The sequence below is a fragment of the Streptomyces sp. NPDC005784 genome (assembly GCF_042871525.1).
In the GTDB taxonomy this organism is placed as follows: Bacteria; Actinomycetota; Actinomycetes; order Streptomycetales; family Streptomycetaceae; genus Streptomyces.
In genome coordinates this window covers 22,275-42,761 of the sequence record NZ_JBIAIQ010000024.1, presented here as the reverse complement: position 1 = coordinate 42,761, position 20,487 = coordinate 22,275, and the positions used below count along the sequence as shown (strand labels likewise).

Sequence of the window (20,487 nt, the reverse complement as noted above, 5' to 3'; positions counted from 1 at the left end):
CGCGTTCCGGAACCGCCTCCGGGACCGTTCCGGAACCACCTCCAGGACTTGGGGCGCTTCCCTGCCGACGCGCCCCCTCCCGATCTCCGTGCCCCCTGTCGGAGATCGCCGCCGACGCGCACACTGGAGAGACCTCGGGGCAGGGAGGCGAAGGATGAAAAGGCCCGACCGTGCGTTCGGCCCATGGCTGGTCTCCCCCTGGCGGCGCGGTGTCGTCGCCGCGCTGGCGGGCGCGCTGCCCGTGTTCGCCTTCCCCGCCCCGTCCTGGTGGTGGTTCGCGTACGTGGCGCTGGTGCCCTGGATCCTGCTGGCCCGCTCGGCCCCCACGGGCAGGCGTGCCGCGTACGACGGCTGGCTCGGCGGGTTCGGTTTCATACTGGCCGTACACCACTGGCTGCTGCCGAGCCTGAATGTCTTCACGGTGGTCATAGCGGCACTGCTCGGCGCGCTGTGGGCCCCGTGGGGCTGGCTCGTCCGGCGGTTCCTGGCCGGGGTGCCGTCACCGGGCCAGGTCGGCGCCGCCCTCCTCGTCCTGCCGTCGGGGTGGCTGATGGTCGAACTCGTCCGGTCCTGGCAGGGCTTGGGCGGTCCCTGGGGTCTACTCGGATCGAGCCAGTGGCAGGTGGAGCCCGCGCTGCGGCTGGCCTCGGTCGGCGGGGTGTGGCTGCTCAGCTTCCTGGTGGTGGCGGTCAACGTCGCGGTCGCCGTGCTGGTCTCGGTGCGTGAATCCCGAATGCCCGCAGTGGCCGGACTGGTCGCGACGGCCGCCGCCACCTCGGCGGCCTGGGCGTGGTCGCCGCGCCCGGAGGTCGACGGCCGGGTGCGGATCGCGGTCGTGCAGCCCGGTGTCGTGGACGGCAGCACGAGCGGCGACAAGCGCTTCGCGCGCGAGGAGGCGCTGACCCGGGAACTCGCGGGGCAGGGCGCCGACCTGGTCGTCTGGGGCGAGAGCAGTGTCGGCTTCGACCTGGCCGACCGGCCCGATCTGGCGCACCGCATCGCGACGCTGTCCCACGAGGTCGGCGCCGACATCCTGGTCAACGTCGACGCGCACCGCTCCGACCGGCCCGGCATCTACAAGAGCTCGGTCCTGGTGGGGCCGCACGGTCCGACCGGCGACCGCTACGACAAGATGCGGCTGGTCCCCTTCGGCGAGTACGTTCCCGCGCGCTCCCTGCTCGGCTGGGCCACCTCCGTCGGCAAGGCCGCGGGCGAGGACCGCCGTCGGGGCACCGAGCAGGTGGTGATGAACGTCGGGCACGGGCTGCGCGTCGGCCCCATGATCTGCTTCGAGACGGCGTTCCCCGACATGAGCCGCCACCTCGCCCAGGACGGCGCCGAAGTGCTGGTGGCCCAGTCCTCGACGTCGACGTTCCAGCACAGCTGGGCGCCCGAGCAGCATGCCTCTCTCGCCGCGCTGCGCGCCGCCGAGACCGGCCGCTCCATGGTGCACGCGACCCTCACCGGCGTATCCGCCGTCTACGGCCCGAGCGGCGAGCGCATCGGCTCCTGGCTCGGCACCGACGCGAGCAGCGCGATGGTCTACGAGGTGCCGCTGGCCCGGGGTGTCACGCCGTACGTCCGGTTCGGCGACTGGCCGGTGCACGGCGCGCTGCTGGTGATGGCGGCGCTCTGCGTGACGGAGGGCGCGCGCACCTTCAGACTGCGGCGGACCGCTCCTCGACCGCTCGCACCACCCGCTCGCACAACTCGTGAGTCGCCAGCGCGTCCCGGGCGCTGAGCACCTTTCCCGCGCGCACGGCGTCGAGGAACGCGAGGACCGCCTGCTCGATACCGCGCTGTCTGGCCACCGGCACCCAGTCGCCGCGCCGTCGCACGGTCGGCTGCCCCTTGTGGTCGATCACCTCGGCGAGATTGACCACCTGACGCTTGGTGTCCTGGCCCGAGACTTCGAGGATCTCCTCGTTCGAGCCGCTCAGCCGGTTCATCACACCGAGTGCCGTGAATCCGTCTCCGGCGAGCTGGAGCACTACATGGTGCAGCAGCCCGTCCTCGGCACGGGCCCGCACCGTCACGTCGTCGACCGGACCCGGCACCAGGAAGCGCAGGGTGTCGACGACGTGGATGAAGTCGTCGAGGACCATGGTGCGGGGTTCCTCGGGCAGCCCTGTGCGGTTCTTCTGCATCAGGATCAGCTCGCGCGGATGTTCGATGCACTGTGCGTATCCGGGCGCGAGACGCCGGTTGAAGCCGACCGCGAGGCTGACGTTCCGCTCCTCCGCGAGCCGGACCAGCCGCTCCGATTCGGCCAGCTCGTACGCGAGCGGCTTGTCGACGTACGTCGGTACGCCCGCCTCCAGCAGACGCGCGACGATCTCCGGGTGGGCGACGGTGGCCGCGTGCACGAACGCCGCGTCGAGGTCCTGGGCCAGCAGGTCCGCCAGGTCGGTGTGCCGCTGGGCCCGAGGCAGGTGAAGGCTGTCGGCGACCCGGTCGAGCGTGGCGGGCGTCCGCGTCTGCAGATGCAGTTCGATCTCGGGCCGCACTCCGAGCACCGGCAGATACGCCTTCTGCGCGATGTCGCCGAGTCCGATGCAGCCGACCTTCACAAGGGTCTCCTTCAGTCGCCGACGCGGGTCCCGTCGGAAGCATACGGCCGCTGCGGCGGCCGCCCCTCGGCGATTCCGTCGGAGCTCCGCGGGAAAAGCGCCGGCCCCGCCTCGGACAAGGCCGTGATCGCCGTGCCGCTCAGGGCGATCACGGCGCGGTCGCTCTTCCGTTCGTCCGGGCCGCCCCAGAGGGCCTTACGGGCGATGGGGCGCCTTGTCCGGGGTCCCCGGTCCCCCGAGTGGGCGGCCTGGTCGGCGGCCCGTGCCGGTTGGGTGTGGTGGGCCACCCCCGCGGAGGCAGGCCGCCACCCCGGCCGGAACGATGTACCCGGCGTACCCGGCGTACCCGGCGTACCCGGCGTACCCGGCGTACCCGGCGTACCCGGCGTACCCGGCGTACCCGACGTACCCGACGTACCCGACGTACCCGGCGCACCCGGCGCACCCGGCGCACCCGGCGCACCCGGCGCACCCGGCGCACCCGGCGCACCCGGCAGCGTGTCAGCTCACCGATGTTCGTGCCCGCCGGAGGAGCGGAAGGATCACCCGTGCGGGGCATCTTGAACTTCTCCGCTCCCCAATAGCCTTCCGGAACCAGCAGAGTTGCGCGGGTGTATCGAACGACGACGACCGCAACGCTCCTGGTCGCCGTGGCAGTCACCGCCCTCTCCGGCTGTGTGACCGTCCAGCGGCCGCCCGCCTCCGGCTCCCCTTCCGCCCCGTCCGGGCGCGCCGCGCCGCATCCGGACAGCAAAGGGGGGTCCCAGATCGTGCAGGCACCGGCCAGGGAGGCGCTGGAGCGCGTAGGTGCCTCGCACCAGCCCTCACCCGACACGGCGACCCGGCACCGGTCGGCTCCCCCACCGCGGGCGGTGGCACCCCCGGCCCCTCCGCGGCACTACCGCCCGGCCCCGCATCCAGAACCGCGGCACGCGAAACCCCGTGTCGCCGGCCCGCCCGGCGCCCCCGCCATGCCGAAGCGTTCGGACTTGTGCGCCCTCGGCAGGCAGTACGGGGGCTGGAACGTGGGCAGCCCGGAGTCGGTCATCTGTGGGAAGGCGTACGGAAACTGACGGCGCGGTGCGCCCCGGCTCGGGGCGCACGCACACCGGGGACCCGGCGCCCCGTGTCGCGCGCCCGGCACGACAGGGCTCGGGACCGCGCCCCGTGCCCGGCAAGTCGGGGCCCAGGACGGCACCAACTACCGCCCGGCGGGACAACGCTCAAGGCCGCACCACATGCCGCCCCGGCGGGACGAGGCCCAGGACCGCACCAACTGCCACCCCGGCGGGACAAGGCTCAAGGCCCCGCCACCTGCCGCCCCGGCGAGACAGGAGATCAGGGCCGCTGTCTGGGCGGTCCCAGTGTCTCGCCCCCGGGGCCGCCGAAGCGGTCGGGGCGGCCGGCCTCCGCCGAGGTGCCGGTCTCCTGGAGCCTCAGCTCCAGGCGGCCGATCGCCGCGCGGACACCGTCCCCGTATCTGTCGTCCGCGAGGGCGCCGACCGCGCCGCGGGCCCGGCGCAGATGAGTGCGGGCGGCCTCCGAGCGGCCGAGCTTCGCGTAGTCGGCGGCGAGGTTCAGATGCAGCGAGGGGTAGAACGCGCGTACCGCAAGGGACTGATGGGACTCGGCGACCCGGCCGCCGGTGAGCTCCTCGGCCGCCGCCAGAGCCCGCAGGTCCCAGGCGAGTTCGTCCGCGGGGTCGTCCTGGGTGTCGGCCATGTAGTGCGCCAGCGTGCAGCGGTGCAGGGCGTCGCCGCCTTCGCCGATCTCCCCCCACAGACCCAGGAAGCGGCCGCGGGCCTCCTCGCGGTCACCGGCGTGGTGCAGCATGACGGCCTGTCCGATCCGGGTCATCATGGCGTCCGGCGCCGCCTGCTCCTGTTGCTCCGCCACCGCGTCCTCCAGGATCGTCGCTGTCCCTCACGACGCTAACCGGAGCCACTGACAATCCCGCTCAGGCGCCCCCGAACGCCGCTGGGCCAGGCCGGTGACGGTCCCGCCCAGCGGCTCGGCGCTCAGCCCAGGTCCGGGATGCGCCAGTCGATCGGCTCATGGCCCTGGGCCGCCACGGCCTCGTTGATCTGCGTGAACGGACGCGAGCCGAAGAACTTCTTCGCGGACAGCGGCGAGGGGTGCGCCCCCTTCACCACCACATGCCGCTCCTCGTCGATCAGCGGAAGCTTCTTCTGCGCGTAGTTGCCCCACAGCACGAAGACCGCCGGGTCGGGGCGGTCGGCCACCGCGCGGATGACCGCGTCCGTGAACTTCTCCCAGCCCTTGCCCTTGTGCGAGTTCGCCTCGCCGGAGCGCACGGTCAGCACCGCGTTGAGCAGCAGCACGCCCTGCTCGGCCCACGGCATCAGATAGCCGTTGTCCGGGATCGGGGTGCCCAGCTCCTCCTTCATCTCCTTGTAGATGTTCCGCAGTGACGGCGGGGTCTTCACTCCGGGACGGACCGAGAAGCACAGACCGTGCCCCTGCCCCTCGCCGTGGTACGGGTCCTGACCGAGAACCAGTACCTTCACCCGCTCGTACGGCGTGGCGTCGAGCGCGGCGAAGACCTCCTCCCGCGGAGGGTAGACGGGACCCTTCGCGCGCTCCTCCTCGACGAACTCGGTGAGTTCCTTGAAGTAGGGCTGCTGCAGCTCCTCGCCCAGGACGCCGCGCCAGGACTCGGGCAGCATGGCGATATCGGTCACGTCAACTTCCTTCGATGTGCGATGACTTCCAGACCACAGAACCTACCGTCGACCACTGACAATCGGTTCGTGGCCCGCGTCGAGGCCGTATGCCCGGTACCGTGTGCCCCCACGGCGCGCCGCCGACCGGCGACCGGGGTTCTTGCGGCAGCCGGTACCGGGCCCGCTACCAGCTCGGTTTGCGGTCCAGCTCCCACATCGTCATGATCGTCGACGGGTCCAGTGCCCGCTCGCCGCCGGAGATCTCCTCGTTCGCGGCCACGAACTGCCTGCCCTGCCACAGGGGCAGCAGCCGGGCGTCGTCGACGAGGATCTGCTGGGCCTCCTCGAACTCCTTGACCACCGCCCCGCGATCGCTCACACTGCGCGACTCGGGCAGCAGGTTGTCGGTGATCCGCGGGGCCGGATAGGGCGTCCCGAGAGCGTTCTGCTCGCCCACGAAGGGTGCGATGAAGTTGTCGGCGTCAGGGAAGTCGGGGAACCAGCCGCGGCCGAACACCGGGTACTCGCCGCCGCGGTAGCCCGCTTCGTACGTCTTCCAGGGGCGGCTCTTGAGCGTGACGTCGAACAGGCCGGAGCCGTCGAGCTGGCTCTTGAGTTCGCGGAACTCCGGGGCGGTCTCGGAGCCGTAGCGGTCGGTCGTGTACCAAAGGGTGAGCGGGACACGCCCGTTGATGCCCGCGTCGAGCAGGATCTTGCGGGCCTTGGACGGGCTGGGGCTGCCGTACTGGTCGAAGTAGTCGGTGGTGTGCCCGGTCAGGCCCGCGGGGACCATCGAGTAGAGCGGGTCGACGGTGTCCCGGTAGACCTTGTGCGCGATGGCCGACCGGTCGACGATCTGGGCGATCGCCTTGCGGACGGCGGGCTTCCCGGCCCACGGGTCCTTCGGGTTGAAGACCAGGTAACTGATCTCCGTGCCCGCGCCGTCGATGAGCTGGATGTCCTTCTGGGTCCCGTGACCCTGGAGGGCGACGATGTCCGAGGCGGCGAGGCCGCGGTAGGTGACGTCGATCTTCTTGTCCTTCAGGGCCCCGACCAGCTGGGCCGAGTCCTGGAAGTAACGGATCGTCACCGCGCTGTTCTTGCGCTCTGCGAAGCCGTCGTAGTGGTCGTTCCTGACGAGTTCGGCCTGCTTGCCCTCCGTGTAGGAGCGCAGGCTGTAGGGCCCGGAGCCGAAGACCTTGGTGTCCTTGCGCAGGGCGTCGGCGGGGTAGTCGTCGGGGTCGACGATCGACATCGCCGGCGTGGCCAGGACGAACGGGAAGGTGGCGTCCGGCTTGTTGAGGTGGAAGACGATCTCGCGCCTGCCCAGCACCTGGACCCGGTCGAGGCTGCCGAGCAGACCGGCCGGGCCGCCGCGTACCCCGATCCTCCTGATCCGGTCGATGGAGTACTTGACGGCCGACGCGTCGAGGGGGTCCCCGTCGGAGAACTTCATGTCCGGACGCAGTTCGCAGCGGTAGGCGCGATTGGTTCCATCCGTGAACCTGCACTTCTCGGCGGCGTCGGGCTGCGGCGTGACCGAGCCGGTCGGATAGCCCAGCAGCGTCTGGTAGATGTTGCGGAACAACTCCCACGAGCCGTCCCAGGAAGCGGCCGGGTCCAGGGTGCTGGGGGCGCTCGTGGTGCCCACCACGATCGGCCCCTTGTCGGCCGGCGATCCCGAGGAGAGAACGCCGCACCCGGCCACCAGGGTTATGGACGTGATCGCCGCCAACTGTCGCAGGCATCGGTTCCGGTTGAACACGCGCACGCTCCTCGATCCGCCGTACCAAGGGTCGGGAGACCATACCGCAGTGCCCCGCCGGGGGAACCGTGTTCCCGGCAGGGCACTTGATCAGCACGTTTGTGACTACGTTGTCAGAGTTCTGTGAAAGCGTCGACGCTCCGAAAATCCGACCCCGCGTCGCTCGGCGCGGGCAGGCTGCTTGTCGACTACCGACAAAAGGCCGGTCGGACGTTCCCCGCGCGCGGGGAACGTCCGACCGGCCCTCATGTCATTCGACTCCGGCGTTGAGGAACATCCCGCCGTCGACCACGAGCGTCTGACCGGTGACCCAGTCCGACTGCCGCGAGGTCAGGAACGCGGCGGCTCCGCCGATGTCGGAGGGCACGCCGAGCCGGCCGAGCGGGTAGGCCGCGGCGGCCTCCGCCTCACGGCCCTCGTAGAGTGCGGCCGCAAACCTCGTCTTCACCACGGCGGGCGCGATGGCGTTGACCCGCACCTTGGGCGCGAACTCGTGCGCCAGCTGCACGGTCAGGTTGATCATCGCGGCCTTGCTGATGCCGTAGGCGCCGATGAACGGCGAGGGCGCGAGGCCGGCGACCGAGGCGATGTTGACGATCGCGCCGCCGTTCTCGCTCTGCCAGGCCTTCCAGGTCTGCTGGGCGAAGCCGAGCGCGGAGACGACGTTGGTCTCGAAGACCTTGCGCGCGACATTGAGGTCCAGCTCGGCGATCGGCCCGAACACCGGGTTCGTACCGGCGTTGTTGACCAGGAAGTCGACGCGGCCGAAGGCCTCCATCGTGCGCTCCACGGCGACGGCCTGGTGGGCCTCGTCGTGAGCCTTGCCGGCCACGGCGATGACGCGGTCGGCGCCGAGCGTCTCGACGGCCTCCTTGAGGGCGTCCTCGTTGCGGCCGGTGATGCAGACCCGGTCGCCGCGGGCGACCAGGGCCTCCGCGACGCCGTAGCCGATGCCGCGGCTCGCGCCCGTGATGAGCGCGACCTTGCCCGAGAGTTCGGGGAGCGTTGTCATGTGCGTTTCCCCCGTGCCTAGTTGAGCGGTCCGCCGGCCACGTACAGCACCTGGCCGGAGACGAATCCGGCGGCCTCGCCGGTGAAGAAGGCGATGCTGTTGGCGATGTCGTCGGGGTTGCCGACGCGCTGCACGGGGATCTGGGTGGCGGCCGCGGCCTGGAAGTCGTCGAAGTCCATCCCGACGCGGGCGGCGGTGGCGGCGGTCATGTCGGTGACGATGAAGCCGGGCGCCACGGCGTTCGCGGTCACGCCGAACTTGCCGAGCTCGATGGCCAGGGTCTTGGTGAGGCCCTGGAGACCGGCCTTGGCGGTGGAGTAGTTGGCCTGGCCGCGGTTGCCCAGCGCCGAGGACGAGGACAGGTTGACGATACGGCCGAACTTGGCGTCGACCATGTGCTTCTGGCAGGCCTTCGCCATCAGGAAGGCGCCGCGCAGGTGCACGTTCATGACGGTGTCCCAGTCGGACGCGCTCATCTTGAACAGCAGGTTGTCGCGGAGGACGCCCGCGTTGTTCACCAGGATGGTCGGCGCGCCCAGCTCCTCGGCGATCCGTGCGACGGCGGCCTCCACCTGGGCCTCGTCGGAGACGTCGCAGCCGACCGCGAGGGCCCTGCCGCCGGCCGCGGTGATCTTCTCCACGGTGTCCTTGCACGCGGCCTCGTCGAGGTCGATCACCGCGACGGCGCGGCCCTCCGCGGCCAGTCGTACGGCGGTCGCGGCGCCGATGCCGCGCGCGGCACCGGTGACTACGGCGACACGCTGCTCAGTGGTGGACATTGCTGGTTCTCCTCGCCCTTGGAAAAGCCGGCCCAAGCCCGGCCAAGCTGTCTCGACACCCTTGCGGAGTCTTCGGAGGTCCCGGAAGACCCGCGGCTCACACGGTACGCCCGTCCAGTGAGCGACCGCTTAGTACCTTCAGCAGACGTGACGCTAGAAGCCCTGGCACCCGGTGTCAACGGCACACCGCGCGCATGTGATCCATTACCTGACCAGGAGCTGGAGCAACCGCTCCGTCTCGGCCTGCGGATCGGCGGTCAGGCCGGTGTGCACGGGACCCGGCTGGACCACCGTCGAGCGCGGCGCGATCAGCCAGCGAAAACGTCGTCCGGCGTCGTCGTTCGCCGCTTGACCAGCGGCATTTCCTCCGGCGCAGACACCTTCGACAGCGCGCAGCGCGGCCCGTACGCCCACCACGTCCGCGTCCGGGTCGAGCGCGAACAGCTTGTTCTCGTCCAGCTGGGTACGGGCCGCGACGAACGAGTGGGCGCGGCAGTACACCAGCACGCCCGCGTTGAAGCACTCGCCGCGCTCGACCCGCGGCACCACGCGCAGCAGCGCGTACTCGAAGACGTCCCGCTCGCTCACCTGTCCCCCTTGATGCCGTCGATGCCGTCGAGGCCCTTGATCCGCTCGTGGATGACGCCGGCGCGTGCCAGCAGCGGCCGTGCGTAGGCGCGCCGCAGCGCCTCCACCGAGTCGAAGCCGGGCTCGCCCGCCAGCCAGGCCTCGGGGATCTCGGCGGTGACCTCGGCAAGCAGGTCCTCGGTGACCAGTGGGGCCAGCTCGGCGGCGGCCGAGGCGATGTCCGGCCCGAAGGGGGCGAGCGCGTGGTCGGAGATGTCGTACGGCTTGGCGGCGGAAGCTTCCGCGCCGGGCCAGTGGTGATGCCAGATCATCGTGGCGCCGTGGTCGATGAGCCACAGGTCGCCCTGCCACATCAGCAGGTTGGGGTTGCGCCAGGAGCGGTCGACGTTGTTGACCAGCGCGTCGAACCAGACGATCCGGCCGGCGTCCTCGGCGCTCACCTCGAAGGCGAGCGGGTCGAAGCCGATGGCGCGGGAGAGGAAGTCCATCCCGAGGTTCGGGCCGCCGCTCGACTTCAGCAGGTCCTGGACCTCCTGGTCCGGTTCGCCGAGCCCGAGGACCGGGTCGAGGCCGATCGTCACCAGGCCGGGCACCCGCAGGCCGAGCCGGCGGGCGAGTTCACCGCAGACGACCTCCGCGACGAGCGTCTTGCGCCCCTGTCCGGCGCCGGTGAACTTCATGACGTACGTCCCGAGGTCGTCGGCCTCGACGAGTCCCGGCAGCGAGCCGCCCTCACGCAAGGGCGTGATGTAGCGGGTGGCGTTCACTTCCTTGAGCATCGCCCCAGGTTACTGGGATGGTCCCGCCCGACGGACGCAACCCGGGGGCGGCGGCCGGAGCGTTCCCCGGGATCTGCGGCCGCGGCGGATCGTGATCGCGGCGGCTCGGCTGTCGGAACGCTGTCGATCCGGTCAAGAAGTCTCCATTCCCTGAACAGCGCGCACGGCCGGACCGTACCTCTGAGCAGATCCAGATCATGTCCGCTGAAGGGAAAGCCAGCATGACCAGCGAATCGCTTCACCCCGCACAGGCACCGGCCCGGCGCACCGTCGTGGCGGCGGTCGGCGCGACAGGGCTCGCCGTCGCGCTGACCGCGTGCGGGGCGGACGACAAGGCCTCCAACACCGTGGGCTCCGGCAACGGCGCGAGCGGCGGGACCTCGGGCGGCGGTGACAACGGCGCCGCCGGGAACGCGGCCGGCACGGAACTCGCCAAGACCGGCGACATCCCGGAGGGCGGTGGCAAGGTCTTCGCCGACAAGGGCGTCGTGGTGACCCAGCCGACGGCGGGCACCTTCAAGGCCTTCTCGTCCAAGTGCACCCACCAGGGCTGTGCGGTCAAGGACATCTCGAACGGTGTCATCACCTGTCCCTGCCACAACAGCCAGTTCTCCGCGACCGACGGAAGTGTGAAGAAGGGGCCCGCGACGAGCGCGCTGGCCGCCGCCAAGATCACCGTCGACGGGGACTCGATCAAGCTCGCCTGACCGCTGACCGCTCGGAGCGTCAGCGTCGTCGTCGCTTGAAGCAGGCGAGCACGTCGTCGGTGGTCGTGATCGTGGCGACCAGCGCGAGCGTGTTGCGGACCATCGCGGGGGTGTACTCGGAGGGCACCCCCGCGATGGCGTCCGCGGGCACGACGACGGTGTAGCCGCGGTTAACGGCGTCGAACACGGCGTTGGGGATGGCGATGTTGGCCGAGACTCCGGTCACGACGAGGGTGCGGCAGCCCAGGTTGCGCAGCAGCGGGTCGACGTCGGTGCCCGCGATCGGCGACAGACCGTGCAGCCGGCGTACGACGAAGTCCTCCTCGGCGACCTCGATGGGCGGCGCGATCCGCACCGCCGTCGTCCCGGTCAGCTGCTGCACGGGCAGCCGTTCGGCCGCCCGGAACAGCCGGGCGTTGTGGTTCGCACCTCGGCCGTCCGGGCGGCGCTCGGCGACCGCGTGGATCACCTGCACCCCGCTCTCGTGCGCGGCGGCGACCAGCCGGGCGACACGGGTGAGCGCTCCGGACGACCGTGCTTCCTTGGCGAGTTCGGGCAGCGCGCTGTCCTGGCCCACGACGCCCTGTTGGCACTCCACGGTGAGCAGTACCGTGCCGACGGGGTCGAGGAGTTCACTGAGTTGCTCGAACGACGGCATGGCTCTCCTTGTCGTCGCGGGTCGGACGGGCGAGCGTAACGACCATTGCGTGAGGACGGAAGACGCCTCATGCTTTCCTGACGGAACGTCAGAAACCTTTACAGGAACCCTTGGCCGGGTACGGAACGGACCGGCCTCGCGTGCCGGCCCTGGACACGGCCGGCACGAGGAGCGGCCCGGGGCGGGCCGCCGACACAGCTCGGCACGGACAGAGCCGATACACAGAAGAAGAGGGGCCCGTATGGCCGTCACTCAGCGCAGAGGCCGGAAGATCATGATGACCCCCGGTGAGCTGGACGAGTTCCTCACCACCCAGCGCACCTGCCGCGTCGCCTCCGTGTCGAAGGACGGAGTCCCGCATGTGAGTGCTCTCTGGTTCACCTGGGACGGCACCTCGCTGTGGTTGTACTCGGTGGTGCGCAGCAAGCGCTGGGTGCAGCTGCGGAACGACCCGCGGGTCGCGGTGGTGATCGACTCCGGTGAGGAGTACGGGGAGTTGCGGGGCGTCGAGCTGTCCGGCACGGTGGAGTTCGTCGGCGAGTTCCCGCGCACCGGGGAACTGTGCGCCGAACTCGACGTCCCGGAGACCCTGTTCGCCCGCAAGAACTTCGGCCTGGAGGAGATGCCGCACGACGGCCGGCACGCCTGGATGCGGCTGACACCGGACGCGATCGCCTCGTGGGACTTCCGCAAGCTCCCCCCGATGTAGGACCTGTTCGGTCGATCACGGCGGACACGCGGGGTGCGGCACGCCCTTCCCGGCCCCTTACTCGACGGCCTCACCGGCCCTGCGCAAGGCGTCCACCGCCGCCCTGATCGACGGCCGGCGGTCGGCGTCGGCCCGCCACACGACGTAGACATGGCGGCGCACACGCTGATGGACCGGAACCGTGACAACTCCTTCGGGCATCGGACGGCGGCCGAGGAGCGGGGCCACGCACACGCCGAGCCCGGCGGCGACGAGTCCGAGCTGGGTGTGCGTCTCTCCGGCACGGTGCCCGATGTGCGGTTCGACGCCCTGGGAGCGCAGCGTGAACATCAGCCACTCGTGGCAGAACTCGCCCTCGCCCCAGGTGATCCACTCGTCGTCGGCGAAGTCCCCAAGGTCCACCTCGGCGCGGCCCGCGAGCCGATGGCCGGCCGGCATCGCCACATCGGCCGGGTCGTCGAGGATCGACGCCTTCACCAGACCGTCGGGCAGCGGCATCGGCTTGTTGTACCAGTCGAGCACGACCGCCAGGTCCAGGTCCCCGCGCACCACTCCCGCGACCCCGGCCTCCGGCTCCAGCTCACTGGAGCGCACCCGCAGTCCGGGGTGGTCGGCGCGCAGCTCGGCGAGCGCCGCCGGAAACAGTCCGCGCGCCGCGGTCGGGAACGCGGACAACCGCAGCTCGCCGACCACCTGACCGCGCTGGGCCTCCAGGTCGGACTGAGCGAGCTCGACCTGGGACAGGATCCGCGCCGCGTGCTCGGCGAGGAGCTGCCCGGCGTCGGTCAGACGCACTCCCCTGCCGTTCTTGGCCAGCAGCTGCTGTCCCACCTCGCGCTCCAGCTTCGACATCTGCTGGGAGACGGCCGAGGTGGTCACGTGCAGTCCTTCGGCCGCGCCGCTCACCGAGCCGTGCCGGGCCAGGGCGTCGAGGGTGCGCAGCCGCTCCAGATTCAACATGTAAGCAATGCTACGAGATATCGCTTGAATATTCTCGCTTGTGCTACGAGATTGTTCTGCCTCATTCTTGACCCCATGACCACCGTCGCCTCCCCACGCCCCGTCACGCCGACCGGCGTCGCACCCCGCCGCCGCACCGCCCTCGACTGGCGGATCCGCTTCGGCGTCCTCTCACTGATCTGGGGCTTCAGCTTCCTGCTCATCAAGGTCGGCACGGAGGGCTACGCGCCGTTCCAGGTCACCTTCGGGCGCCTGCTGTTCGGGACCGCGGTGCTCGCGGCGGCGATGGCGGTGAAGCGGGAGCGGCTGCCGCGCGGCGCGCGGACGTGGGGACACCTCGCGGTCGCGGCCTTCCTGCTGAACGCGCTGCCCTTCTCCCTTTTCGCCTACTCCGAGCTGACCATCCCCTCCACGCTCGCGGGCATCTGCAACGCGACGTCACCACTGTGGGGCATGGCCCTGTCCCTGGTCGCCCTCTCCGAGGACCGGCCGACCCGGCTCAGAGTGGCCGGCCTCGGCCTCGGCTTCCTCGGCGTCCTGACGGTCCTCGGTGTCTGGCAGGGCTTCCACGGCCTGGACGCCACGGGCACGGCGATGGCCCTGCTGGCCTCGCTGAGCTACCCGGTCGGCTGGATATACGTCCGCCGGACCCTGGCCGGCACCGGCCACTCGCATCTGTCGATGACCGGCGCCCAACTGCTCCTGGCCACCGCCCAACTGGCTCTCGTCACCCCGCTGTTCACCACGTTTCCGAGCCATGTCGCGTGGGTGCCGCTGCTCGCGATCGCCGCCCTGGGGGCCCTCGGCACCGGTCTGGCCATGCTCGTCCAGTACGGCATCGTCGCCGAGGTCGGCCCGACGACGGCCCAGATGGTCACGTACTTCATCCCGGTCATCGCCACCGCCGCCGGAGTCGCGATTCTCGGCGAGTCGCTGGCCTGGTCGACGCCGGTCGGCGCGGTGATCGTCCTCGCGGGCGCGGCCCTCACCCAGGCGAAGCCGCGCCGCTGACGCCGACGGCACCAGCCGTCCCGGCCCGCACGACACCCGCCGACAGGCCCGCACGCCATCCGCCGTACGGGCCCCACGACAGCCGCCGTCCGGGCTCCGACGGCGGCGGCACCTCAGACGTAGCGGCGTGCGGGCGCCGGTCCCACGGCTGAAGCAACGGCGTCCGCGAGCGGCTCGGTGTCCTCGGGCCGAAGCGTCGAGACGGTGATCCGGATGCCCGGGGGCGCGTTCATCCTGAAGCGGGCGCCGGGCGCGACCGCCCAGCCGGCGTGCAACAGCCGGGAGACAGCACCGGTTTCGTCCGGGACGGGGATCCACACGTTCATCCCGCTGCGCCCGTACGCGTCGACACCGCGCGCCTTCAAGGCGTCGATCAGCGCGTCACGGCGCGCCCCGTACGCGGCCGCGACGGCACCGACGTCGACCGTGCCGGAGGCCCACAGGTGGACCACTGCCTTCTGGAGCAGGCGGCTCACCCAGCCGGGCCCGAGCCGCTGCCGCCCGTGCACGCGGTCGACGGTGACGGGGTCGCCGGTGAGCACGGCGAGCCGGAGATCGGGCCCGTACGCCTTGGCGACGGAGCGCACGAAGGCCCAGCTGTGCGTGACGCCGGCGAGGGGATGCAGGGGCAGGTCGACGATCTGGTGGCCGTGGTCGTCCTCGATGAGCAGGGTCCCCGGGTACTCCCGCAGCACGGAACGCAGGGCACGCGCGCGCGGGGCCGTGACCGCGGCACCGGTGGGATTCTGCGCCCGGTCGGTGACGATCAGGGCCCGCGCCCCGGCCGCCAGCGCCCGCCGTACGTCCGCGGGAAGCGGACCCTCGTCGTCGACACCGACCCCGACCGTCCGCAGCCCGAGCGCCGGGACGAGGTCGAACAGGCTGCCCCAGCCGGGGTCCTCGACGGCCACCGCGTCGCCGGGTCTGAGATGCACCATCAGGACGCGCTCGATGGCGTCGAGTGATCCGGAGGTGACGACGACGGGCCCCTCGGGAACTCCGTCCGCGTCGAGGCCGGCGCGGGCGAGGCGCTCCAGCTCCGGTTCGACGGCGTCCTCCCCGTACTGCACGGGATGCCGGTCGGACTGCCGGGCCGCTGCCGCGAAGGCGTCGGAGAGTGCGGGCAGCAGGGCGGGATCGGGATTGCCCTCGCCCATGTCCTGCACGCCCTCGGGCACCTCGACGCGAAGGTACTCACGCCCCGTGGTGGCCGGCTTGGGGCGCACCCGGCTGCCCCGTCGGCCGGCGGTCTCGATGACCCCGCGCTCGCGCAGGGTGCGATAGGCGGCCGCGACCGTATTCGCGTTGACCCCGAGCTCTTCGGCCAACTCCCGCATCGGCGGCAGCAGTTGACCTGGCTCCAGGTCCCCCGACCCCACCGCCCGCTCGACGCTGGCGGCAATGTCGGCTGCGCGACGCCCTTCGATCCGATACTCTCCTAGCACAAAAGAGATTATGCACTAGTGCAATGGAGAAGGCAATGCCGGAGACGAGCACCCAGCCGAGGACGACGGGGTCCGCTGCCTACACCCCGACCGACCGCACTGTTCCCACCCGCTCCAAGGAACGCGCCGCGTACGACCACGAGCTGGTGCACTCGATACTCGACGAGGGGTACGTCTGCCACCTCGGCTTCGTCCGCGACGGCGCGCCGATCGTTCTGCCCACGCTCTACGCACGGGTCGGCGAGCGGCTCTACGTGCACGGCTCGACGGGTTCGCGCCCGCTGCGGATGACCGGCCAGGCCGATCCCGGGCTGGCCGTGTGCCTGACCGTCACCCATGTCGACGGACTGGTGCTGGCCCGCTCGGCCTTCCACCACTCGATGAACTACCGCTCCGTGGTCGTGCACGGCATCGCCCACCAGGTGACGGACCCCGACGAGAAGCGCCTGGCACTGGACGCGCTGGTCGACCAGGTCGTCCCCGGCCGATCGGGCGACTCCCGCCCCGCCAACGCCAAGGAACTCGCGGCCACCGCCGTGATCAGCCTGGATCTGGACGAGGTCTCCGCGAAGCTGCGCACCGGCGGCCCGAACGACGAACCCGAGGATCTCGCCCTCCCCCACTGGACCGGCGTGGTCCCCCTGACCAAGGGACACGGCGCCCCGGTCCCGGCGGAGGACCTGGCCCCGGGCATCGAACTCCCCGGCTACCTGACGTCGCGGTGAGAGCCCGAGCCGACCTTTGCCCGGACCTGACCGTGGACCAGGGCGTGGACCGGGGCTTGGACCGGGACTTGGACCAGGCCGCGAGCGGATGAACCGGTTGCGGGTCCGCACGGACCCGCACCCGGCCGGCACGGCCACGTACCGGCACCCCGGACGAGCACCGGCCCCTGCTCGGACCGGCGCCGGTGCTTCGCCACCCGAGCGCCACCGCCCTCTTGGGTCGCACCCACCCGAGCACCGCCACTCCCTACCGCCTCACACGAGAAGCGCCTCCTCGGGCGCCGCGCGCCGTTCGGCCCCCGCGGCACGTGCCTCCGCCACCGCGAGGCCGGCGACCGAGCCGAGCATGAGCAGGGTGCCGGCGAGCGTCGGCAGGGTGAGCCGCTCGCCGAGCAGGCCGACGGCGAGCGCGGCCGCGCTGACCGGCTCCAGGAGCATGATCACGGACACGGTCGCGGAGCGGACGACGGCGGCGCCGGCGAAGAAGAGGGCGTAGGCCAGCGCTGTGGGGACGGCGGCGATGTACGCCAGCAGGGCCAGCACATGGGACGGTTGCGCGGCGTGCGGGATCAGCCCCTCGGCGAGCCCGAACGGCAGCAGGCAGACGGTGGTGACGGCGAACGTCCACACCGTCGTACCGGACCCGTCCACGCGGCCGTCGCGCCCCCACCAGCGGGTGAGCAGCGCCATCGCGGAGTATCCGGCCGCGGAGAGGACCGCGAGCACGACACCCCAGGGGCGCACGGTGGCACCCTCGCCGCCCAGGACCAGCACGCCGAGTCCGGTAAGCGCCCCGACGACGGCGGCGCTCCCGCCCCGGCCGAGCCGCTCCCCCATGGCCAGCCGGGCGCCGAGCGCGATGAGCACCGGCCCGGCGCCCAGGGTGACGACGGTCGCCACCGCGAGGCCGGTCGCCTCGACCGCCGCGAAGTAGGCGGTCTGGAAAAGAGCCAGCCCGAGGCCGGTCAGACCGATCCGCAGGGCTTTGTGGCCGAGCGGCTCCCGCACGGCGGGGCGGCCCGCGCGCCGGCCGGGCCGAAGGCTCGGGCGAGGGCGCAGGCGTACGGCGAGGCGCAGGCGTATGGCGAGGAGCAGGGCGAGTCCGCCCGCGCAGCGCCAGAAGGACAGGGCGATCGGTCCCATGTCACTGGCCCGGTAGACCAGTGACGCGGCGGCGCCCGCGGTGCCCCAGGCGGCACCCGCGACGATCAGATAGAGCAGGCCTCGCCCGACGGGCAGGCCGACAGCGGTGTTCGACACGTGTTCTCTCCGCAGATCCGCAGAAGTCAGAAGTTCAGGAAGGGACCGCGTCGCAGCCCGTGCACGAGGGCAGGGGCGTACGGGAAGGTCCTCGGACTTCTTCTGCGGGCAGCGCCGTTCCGCCCGGCGCTGGGGCCGGGCCGGTGTTCCGGTACGCCCGCCTCAGGCGGCCGGAGGCGGAAGAACGAGCGTCACAGGCATGATCAGCACCTTAGACGGCCGTTCCGCGGGCCGACAACTCCCTTTCGGCGTCGTTCGACCCACTCGCGACCGGCTCCTGCGAGGGCTTCGCCGGGGCCGACGACTGCGCGATGAACGCACCGAACAGGACCACCGCGCCGCCGACGATCTGCGGCGCCGAGAGGTGTTCGCCCAGCAGCACCCAGGCCAGGACGGTGGCGATCACCGCTTCGAGACAGGCCACGACGCCCGCGACCGGCGGGGAGAGCCTGCGCACGGAGAGCACTCCGGTGACGTACGCGACGACGGTGGCGATGAGGACGATCCAACCGAGGAGCAGCGAGGCGGGCACGGACGTTCCGTTCATGTCCGCGCTGCCGCCGAGGACGGACCAGTCCATGGTCCAGGGGCGCGCGACCGCGGTCAGCACGAGGGTGCCGACGAGCAGCCCGTACGCGATCACGCCCAGCGGGTCGGGCGCCTCGTCCCCCGCGTCACTGCCCTGGTCGGACAGGACGAAGTAGCCGACCTGGCAGCAGGCGGCCCCCAGCGCGAGCAGGAGTCCGACTACATCGAAGCTCAGCCCCGACCACACCTCCACCACGCAGGCGAGTCCGCCGACCGCGAGGACGACACCGAGGGCCGCGCCGCGCGAGACGGGCCGGCGCTGCACGAAGCGCACCCAGCCGAGCACCAGCGCGGGGGCGAGGTATTCCACGAGGAGGGCGACGCCGACGGGGATGCGGGAGATCGCGGCGAAGTAGAAGGCCTGGACACCGGCCACACCGAGGAGTCCGAACCCGGCGAGCAGCGCGGGGCGTCGCTTCACCAGCGCCCGGTGCCGCACGGCGAGCGGCAGCATGACGAGGGCGGCGCCCGCGACCCGCAGCCACACCACGTGGAGCGGGTCGAGCCCCGCCTCGATCAGCGGCTTGGCCGCGACACCCGATCCACCGAAGGCGACCGCCGACACGAGCGCCAGGCCCAGCCCGACGCCTCTTCCGTGGTTGCCCTGACTCCCCTGAGACGTATGCACCGGCACATGATGACAGGCGACGACATGACCGTCACCCCCGATGACACCTGTCTCAACGACTGGACTCCGGCACCTGCCCTCGACAACGACCGCCGGACCGCACAACGGAACACGGCGTCCAGGCGTCCGCGCACCCCTCCGGCACGTCCGCTCCCGCTCCGGCACGCCTGCTCCAGGGCACCCTCCGGGACGTCAGCAGCCCGCGTCGCCGCCGCTCACGCACTCCTCGCAGCCGCTCTCGATCCGCTCCAGCAGCGGCGGGAGCTCGACACCGGCGCGTCCGAGGACCTCGACGGCCCGCGACCGGGGATCGGCGACGAGCGCCGCGAGCAGGTCGAGACCACAGGCCCGCTCGTCGCCCCGCAGCACGGCGCGCTCGTACGCCTCCTCCATGGCACCGGCCGCCACCGGGGACCATCTCCCGCCGGCCACCACCGGCCCGGCGCCCGAGTCCTCGACGGCGCTCTGCCAGCGGAGTCCGTAACCGATGCTGCGCTGCACGAGGTAGCCGAGCAGCCGGGCGACCTGCGGTCCGCCGTCGAAGACGGCGCGCACCTCGGGGTCGGACTCCAGCAGGGAGTGCAGCAGATGGGCCGTGTCGATCTGCCGGTCCCCGTCGCGCAGCGCTCTTCGGCGCGCACCGGAGACCACCGAGGCGAGTTCTGCGCTGAGTCCGGCATCGATGCCTGGATGGTTCGGGCCGCTCACGGCACCGGACTGCTGGGGGATACGGGATGGCACAACCTCCACCCCATCAGCCTCGTGGCGCCGGGTCATCCACGGCGGGCAGCATCTTCAGGTCCGACACAGGGTGGGCATCCCTGTGCGGGTTCTCCTCCTTACGGATGACTTCGCGCCGATTTCCCCCTGAGGCGCGCGCCGCCTTGCCTCGCGCCCCCTCGGCCGACCGCACCGCGCCGGCGCCCGCCCGTCGGACCTCGGCGCGCGACTGCCCGTCGAACCTCGGCGCGCGGCCGCCCCTCGGACCCCCGCGGCTGCGCGCGACCCGTTCCCCGTCCCGGTGCTCACCCCCGTCAGCCCCCTCCACAATTCCTGACGGTTCATCAGTATTGAATGTTCCAGAGCCTGGGGCTACGTTCCGCGACACCGTAGCTGCGCCGGGCGCAGCGCCCGACACGAAGGGGTGGTCGCATGGCCGAAGTCAGCGCGGAAGCACGTATCGAGGCGCCCGCGGAGAAGATCTGGACCCAGCTCACGGACTGGTCCGCCTACGGCGAGTGGAACGCGACGCACGCCAACTTCCCGAAGGGCGGCCCGGAGAAGCTCGAAGTGGGCGGCACCTTCGCGGAGAACATGAAGCTCATGGGCTTCCCGGCCGAGGTCACCTGGACCATCGAGGAACTGGAGTCCGGCCGCACCCTGGCCATCCGCGGCAAGGGCCCGATGTCGGTGATCGTCTCCACGCGCTACACACTCACCCCCGACGGCGACGCCACATCGGTGCGCATCGACGGGGAGTTCACGGGTGCGGCCGTCTCGTTGATGGCCGGCAAGCTGAAGGACTCGGCGACGGCCGCCCTCGACGAGTCGCTGCGCAAGCTGGCCGGGCTGGTGGTCTGAGCCCCGCGCGTCCCCGCGTCGCACGAGGCGGCGCCCGG

At 71.5% G+C, this 20,487-nt stretch carries 20 protein-coding genes; 6 read left to right on the top strand and 14 right to left on the bottom strand.

Annotation, left to right across the window (positions count from 1 at the left end):
* Positions 1 to 154 precede the first annotated feature (154 nt).
* Positions 155 to 1,741, top strand: a complete 1,587-nt coding sequence (gene lnt / locus ACFYR3_RS30350) for an apolipoprotein N-acyltransferase (protein ID WP_355838372.1) — start codon at positions 155 to 157, stop codon at positions 1,739 to 1,741.
* On the opposite strand, the gene ACFYR3_RS30345 is transcribed toward lnt, so the two are convergent.
* The 8 genes from ACFYR3_RS30345 to ACFYR3_RS30310 form a co-directional block, all read right to left on the bottom strand.
* Positions 1,659 to 2,570: a Gfo/Idh/MocA family oxidoreductase gene (locus tag ACFYR3_RS30345; RefSeq protein WP_355838369.1), complete on the bottom strand. Its 912-nt coding sequence runs from the start codon at positions 2,568 to 2,570 to the stop codon at positions 1,659 to 1,661. The two genes, lnt and ACFYR3_RS30345, sit on opposite strands and share 83 nt — an antisense overlap.
* Before the next feature lie 1,338 nt (positions 2,571 to 3,908).
* The gene (locus ACFYR3_RS30340) at positions 3,909 to 4,466 is read right to left on the bottom strand and encodes a hypothetical protein (protein WP_356782477.1); all 558 of its coding nucleotides are present in this window, start codon (positions 4,464 to 4,466) and stop codon (positions 3,909 to 3,911) included.
* Between the two features lie 122 nt (positions 4,467 to 4,588).
* Positions 4,589 to 5,272: a uracil-DNA glycosylase gene (locus ACFYR3_RS30335; RefSeq protein ID WP_351133963.1), complete on the bottom strand. Its 684-nt coding sequence runs from the start codon at positions 5,270 to 5,272 to the stop codon at positions 4,589 to 4,591.
* 166 nt (positions 5,273 to 5,438) lie between these two features.
* Positions 5,439 to 7,019, bottom strand: a complete 1,581-nt coding sequence (locus ACFYR3_RS30330; protein ID WP_355838363.1) for an ABC transporter substrate-binding protein — start codon at positions 7,017 to 7,019, stop codon at positions 5,439 to 5,441.
* 250 nt (positions 7,020 to 7,269) lie between these two features.
* Positions 7,270 to 8,031 carry an SDR family oxidoreductase gene (locus tag ACFYR3_RS30325; RefSeq protein ID WP_355856621.1) on the bottom strand — a complete coding sequence of 254 codons (762 nt, stop codon included), beginning with the start codon at positions 8,029 to 8,031 and terminating at the stop codon, positions 7,270 to 7,272.
* A gap of 17 nt (positions 8,032 to 8,048) precedes the next feature.
* Positions 8,049 to 8,810: a 3-oxoacyl-ACP reductase FabG gene (fabG, locus tag ACFYR3_RS30320; RefSeq protein ID WP_355856624.1), complete on the bottom strand. Its 762-nt coding sequence runs from the start codon at positions 8,808 to 8,810 to the stop codon at positions 8,049 to 8,051.
* A gap of 204 nt (positions 8,811 to 9,014) precedes the next feature.
* Positions 9,015 to 9,398, bottom strand: coding sequence for a DUF3037 domain-containing protein (locus ACFYR3_RS30315; RefSeq protein ID WP_355856627.1), 384 nt, complete (start codon positions 9,396 to 9,398; stop codon positions 9,015 to 9,017).
* Positions 9,395 to 10,177 carry a HipA family kinase gene (locus ACFYR3_RS30310; protein ID WP_355856630.1) on the bottom strand — a complete coding sequence of 261 codons (783 nt, stop codon included), beginning with the start codon at positions 10,175 to 10,177 and terminating at the stop codon, positions 9,395 to 9,397. Before ACFYR3_RS30310 ends, ACFYR3_RS30315 begins: the two co-directional genes overlap by 4 nt.
* A gap of 221 nt (positions 10,178 to 10,398) precedes the next feature.
* Between ACFYR3_RS30310 and ACFYR3_RS30305 the strand changes: the two genes are divergently transcribed.
* A complete protein-coding gene (locus ACFYR3_RS30305; RefSeq protein ID WP_355856633.1) occupies positions 10,399 to 10,884 on the top strand; it encodes a Rieske (2Fe-2S) protein in 486 nt (161 codons plus the stop codon).
* A gap of 19 nt (positions 10,885 to 10,903) precedes the next feature.
* On the opposite strand, the gene ACFYR3_RS30300 is transcribed toward ACFYR3_RS30305, so the two are convergent.
* Positions 10,904 to 11,542 (bottom strand): cysteine hydrolase, encoded by a 639-nt coding sequence (locus tag ACFYR3_RS30300; RefSeq protein WP_355856636.1) that lies wholly within the window; start codon positions 11,540 to 11,542, stop codon positions 10,904 to 10,906.
* Between the two features lie 241 nt (positions 11,543 to 11,783).
* Here ACFYR3_RS30300 and ACFYR3_RS30295 point away from each other — a divergent pair, with 241 nt between their 5' ends.
* Positions 11,784 to 12,251 (top strand): pyridoxamine 5'-phosphate oxidase family protein, encoded by a 468-nt coding sequence (locus tag ACFYR3_RS30295; protein WP_081223215.1) that lies wholly within the window; start codon positions 11,784 to 11,786, stop codon positions 12,249 to 12,251.
* Between the two features lie 57 nt (positions 12,252 to 12,308).
* Here ACFYR3_RS30295 and ACFYR3_RS30290 read toward each other — a convergent pair whose 3' ends face one another.
* The gene (locus ACFYR3_RS30290; protein ID WP_355856639.1) at positions 12,309 to 13,211 is read right to left on the bottom strand and encodes a LysR family transcriptional regulator; all 903 of its coding nucleotides are present in this window, start codon (positions 13,209 to 13,211) and stop codon (positions 12,309 to 12,311) included.
* 75 nt (positions 13,212 to 13,286) lie between these two features.
* On the opposite strand from ACFYR3_RS30290, the gene ACFYR3_RS30285 reads away from it, so the two are divergent.
* The gene (locus ACFYR3_RS30285) at positions 13,287 to 14,222 is read left to right on the top strand and encodes a DMT family transporter (RefSeq protein WP_356786052.1); all 936 of its coding nucleotides are present in this window, start codon (positions 13,287 to 13,289) and stop codon (positions 14,220 to 14,222) included.
* A gap of 113 nt (positions 14,223 to 14,335) precedes the next feature.
* Here ACFYR3_RS30285 and ACFYR3_RS30280 read toward each other — a convergent pair whose 3' ends face one another.
* On the bottom strand, positions 14,336 to 15,667 hold the full coding sequence (locus ACFYR3_RS30280; RefSeq protein ID WP_389285225.1) for an aminotransferase class I/II-fold pyridoxal phosphate-dependent enzyme: 1,332 nt from the start codon (positions 15,665 to 15,667) through the stop codon (positions 14,336 to 14,338).
* A gap of 35 nt (positions 15,668 to 15,702) precedes the next feature.
* Here ACFYR3_RS30280 and ACFYR3_RS30275 point away from each other — a divergent pair, with 35 nt between their 5' ends.
* The gene (locus ACFYR3_RS30275; RefSeq protein ID WP_355856648.1) at positions 15,703 to 16,392 is read left to right on the top strand and encodes a pyridoxamine 5'-phosphate oxidase family protein; all 690 of its coding nucleotides are present in this window, start codon (positions 15,703 to 15,705) and stop codon (positions 16,390 to 16,392) included.
* A 255-nt stretch (positions 16,393 to 16,647) separates the two neighbouring features.
* Here ACFYR3_RS30275 and ACFYR3_RS30270 read toward each other — a convergent pair whose 3' ends face one another.
* The 3 genes from ACFYR3_RS30270 to ACFYR3_RS30260 form a co-directional block, all read right to left on the bottom strand.
* Positions 16,648 to 17,652, bottom strand: a complete 1,005-nt coding sequence (locus ACFYR3_RS30270; protein ID WP_389285224.1) for a DMT family transporter — start codon at positions 17,650 to 17,652, stop codon at positions 16,648 to 16,650.
* Between the two features lie 211 nt (positions 17,653 to 17,863).
* Complete coding sequence (locus tag ACFYR3_RS30265; RefSeq protein WP_355856654.1) at positions 17,864 to 18,874, bottom strand: EamA family transporter; 1,011 nt, start codon at positions 18,872 to 18,874, stop codon at positions 17,864 to 17,866.
* Positions 18,875 to 19,060: 186 nt separating this feature from the next.
* Positions 19,061 to 19,609, bottom strand: coding sequence for a Clp protease N-terminal domain-containing protein (locus ACFYR3_RS30260; protein ID WP_355856708.1), 549 nt, complete (start codon positions 19,607 to 19,609; stop codon positions 19,061 to 19,063).
* Between the two features lie 411 nt (positions 19,610 to 20,020).
* On the opposite strand from ACFYR3_RS30260, the gene ACFYR3_RS30255 reads away from it, so the two are divergent.
* Entirely contained in the window at positions 20,021 to 20,449 is a 429-nt protein-coding gene (locus tag ACFYR3_RS30255; RefSeq protein WP_355856657.1) for an SRPBCC family protein, read from the top strand.
* Positions 20,450 to 20,487 lie beyond the last annotated feature (38 nt).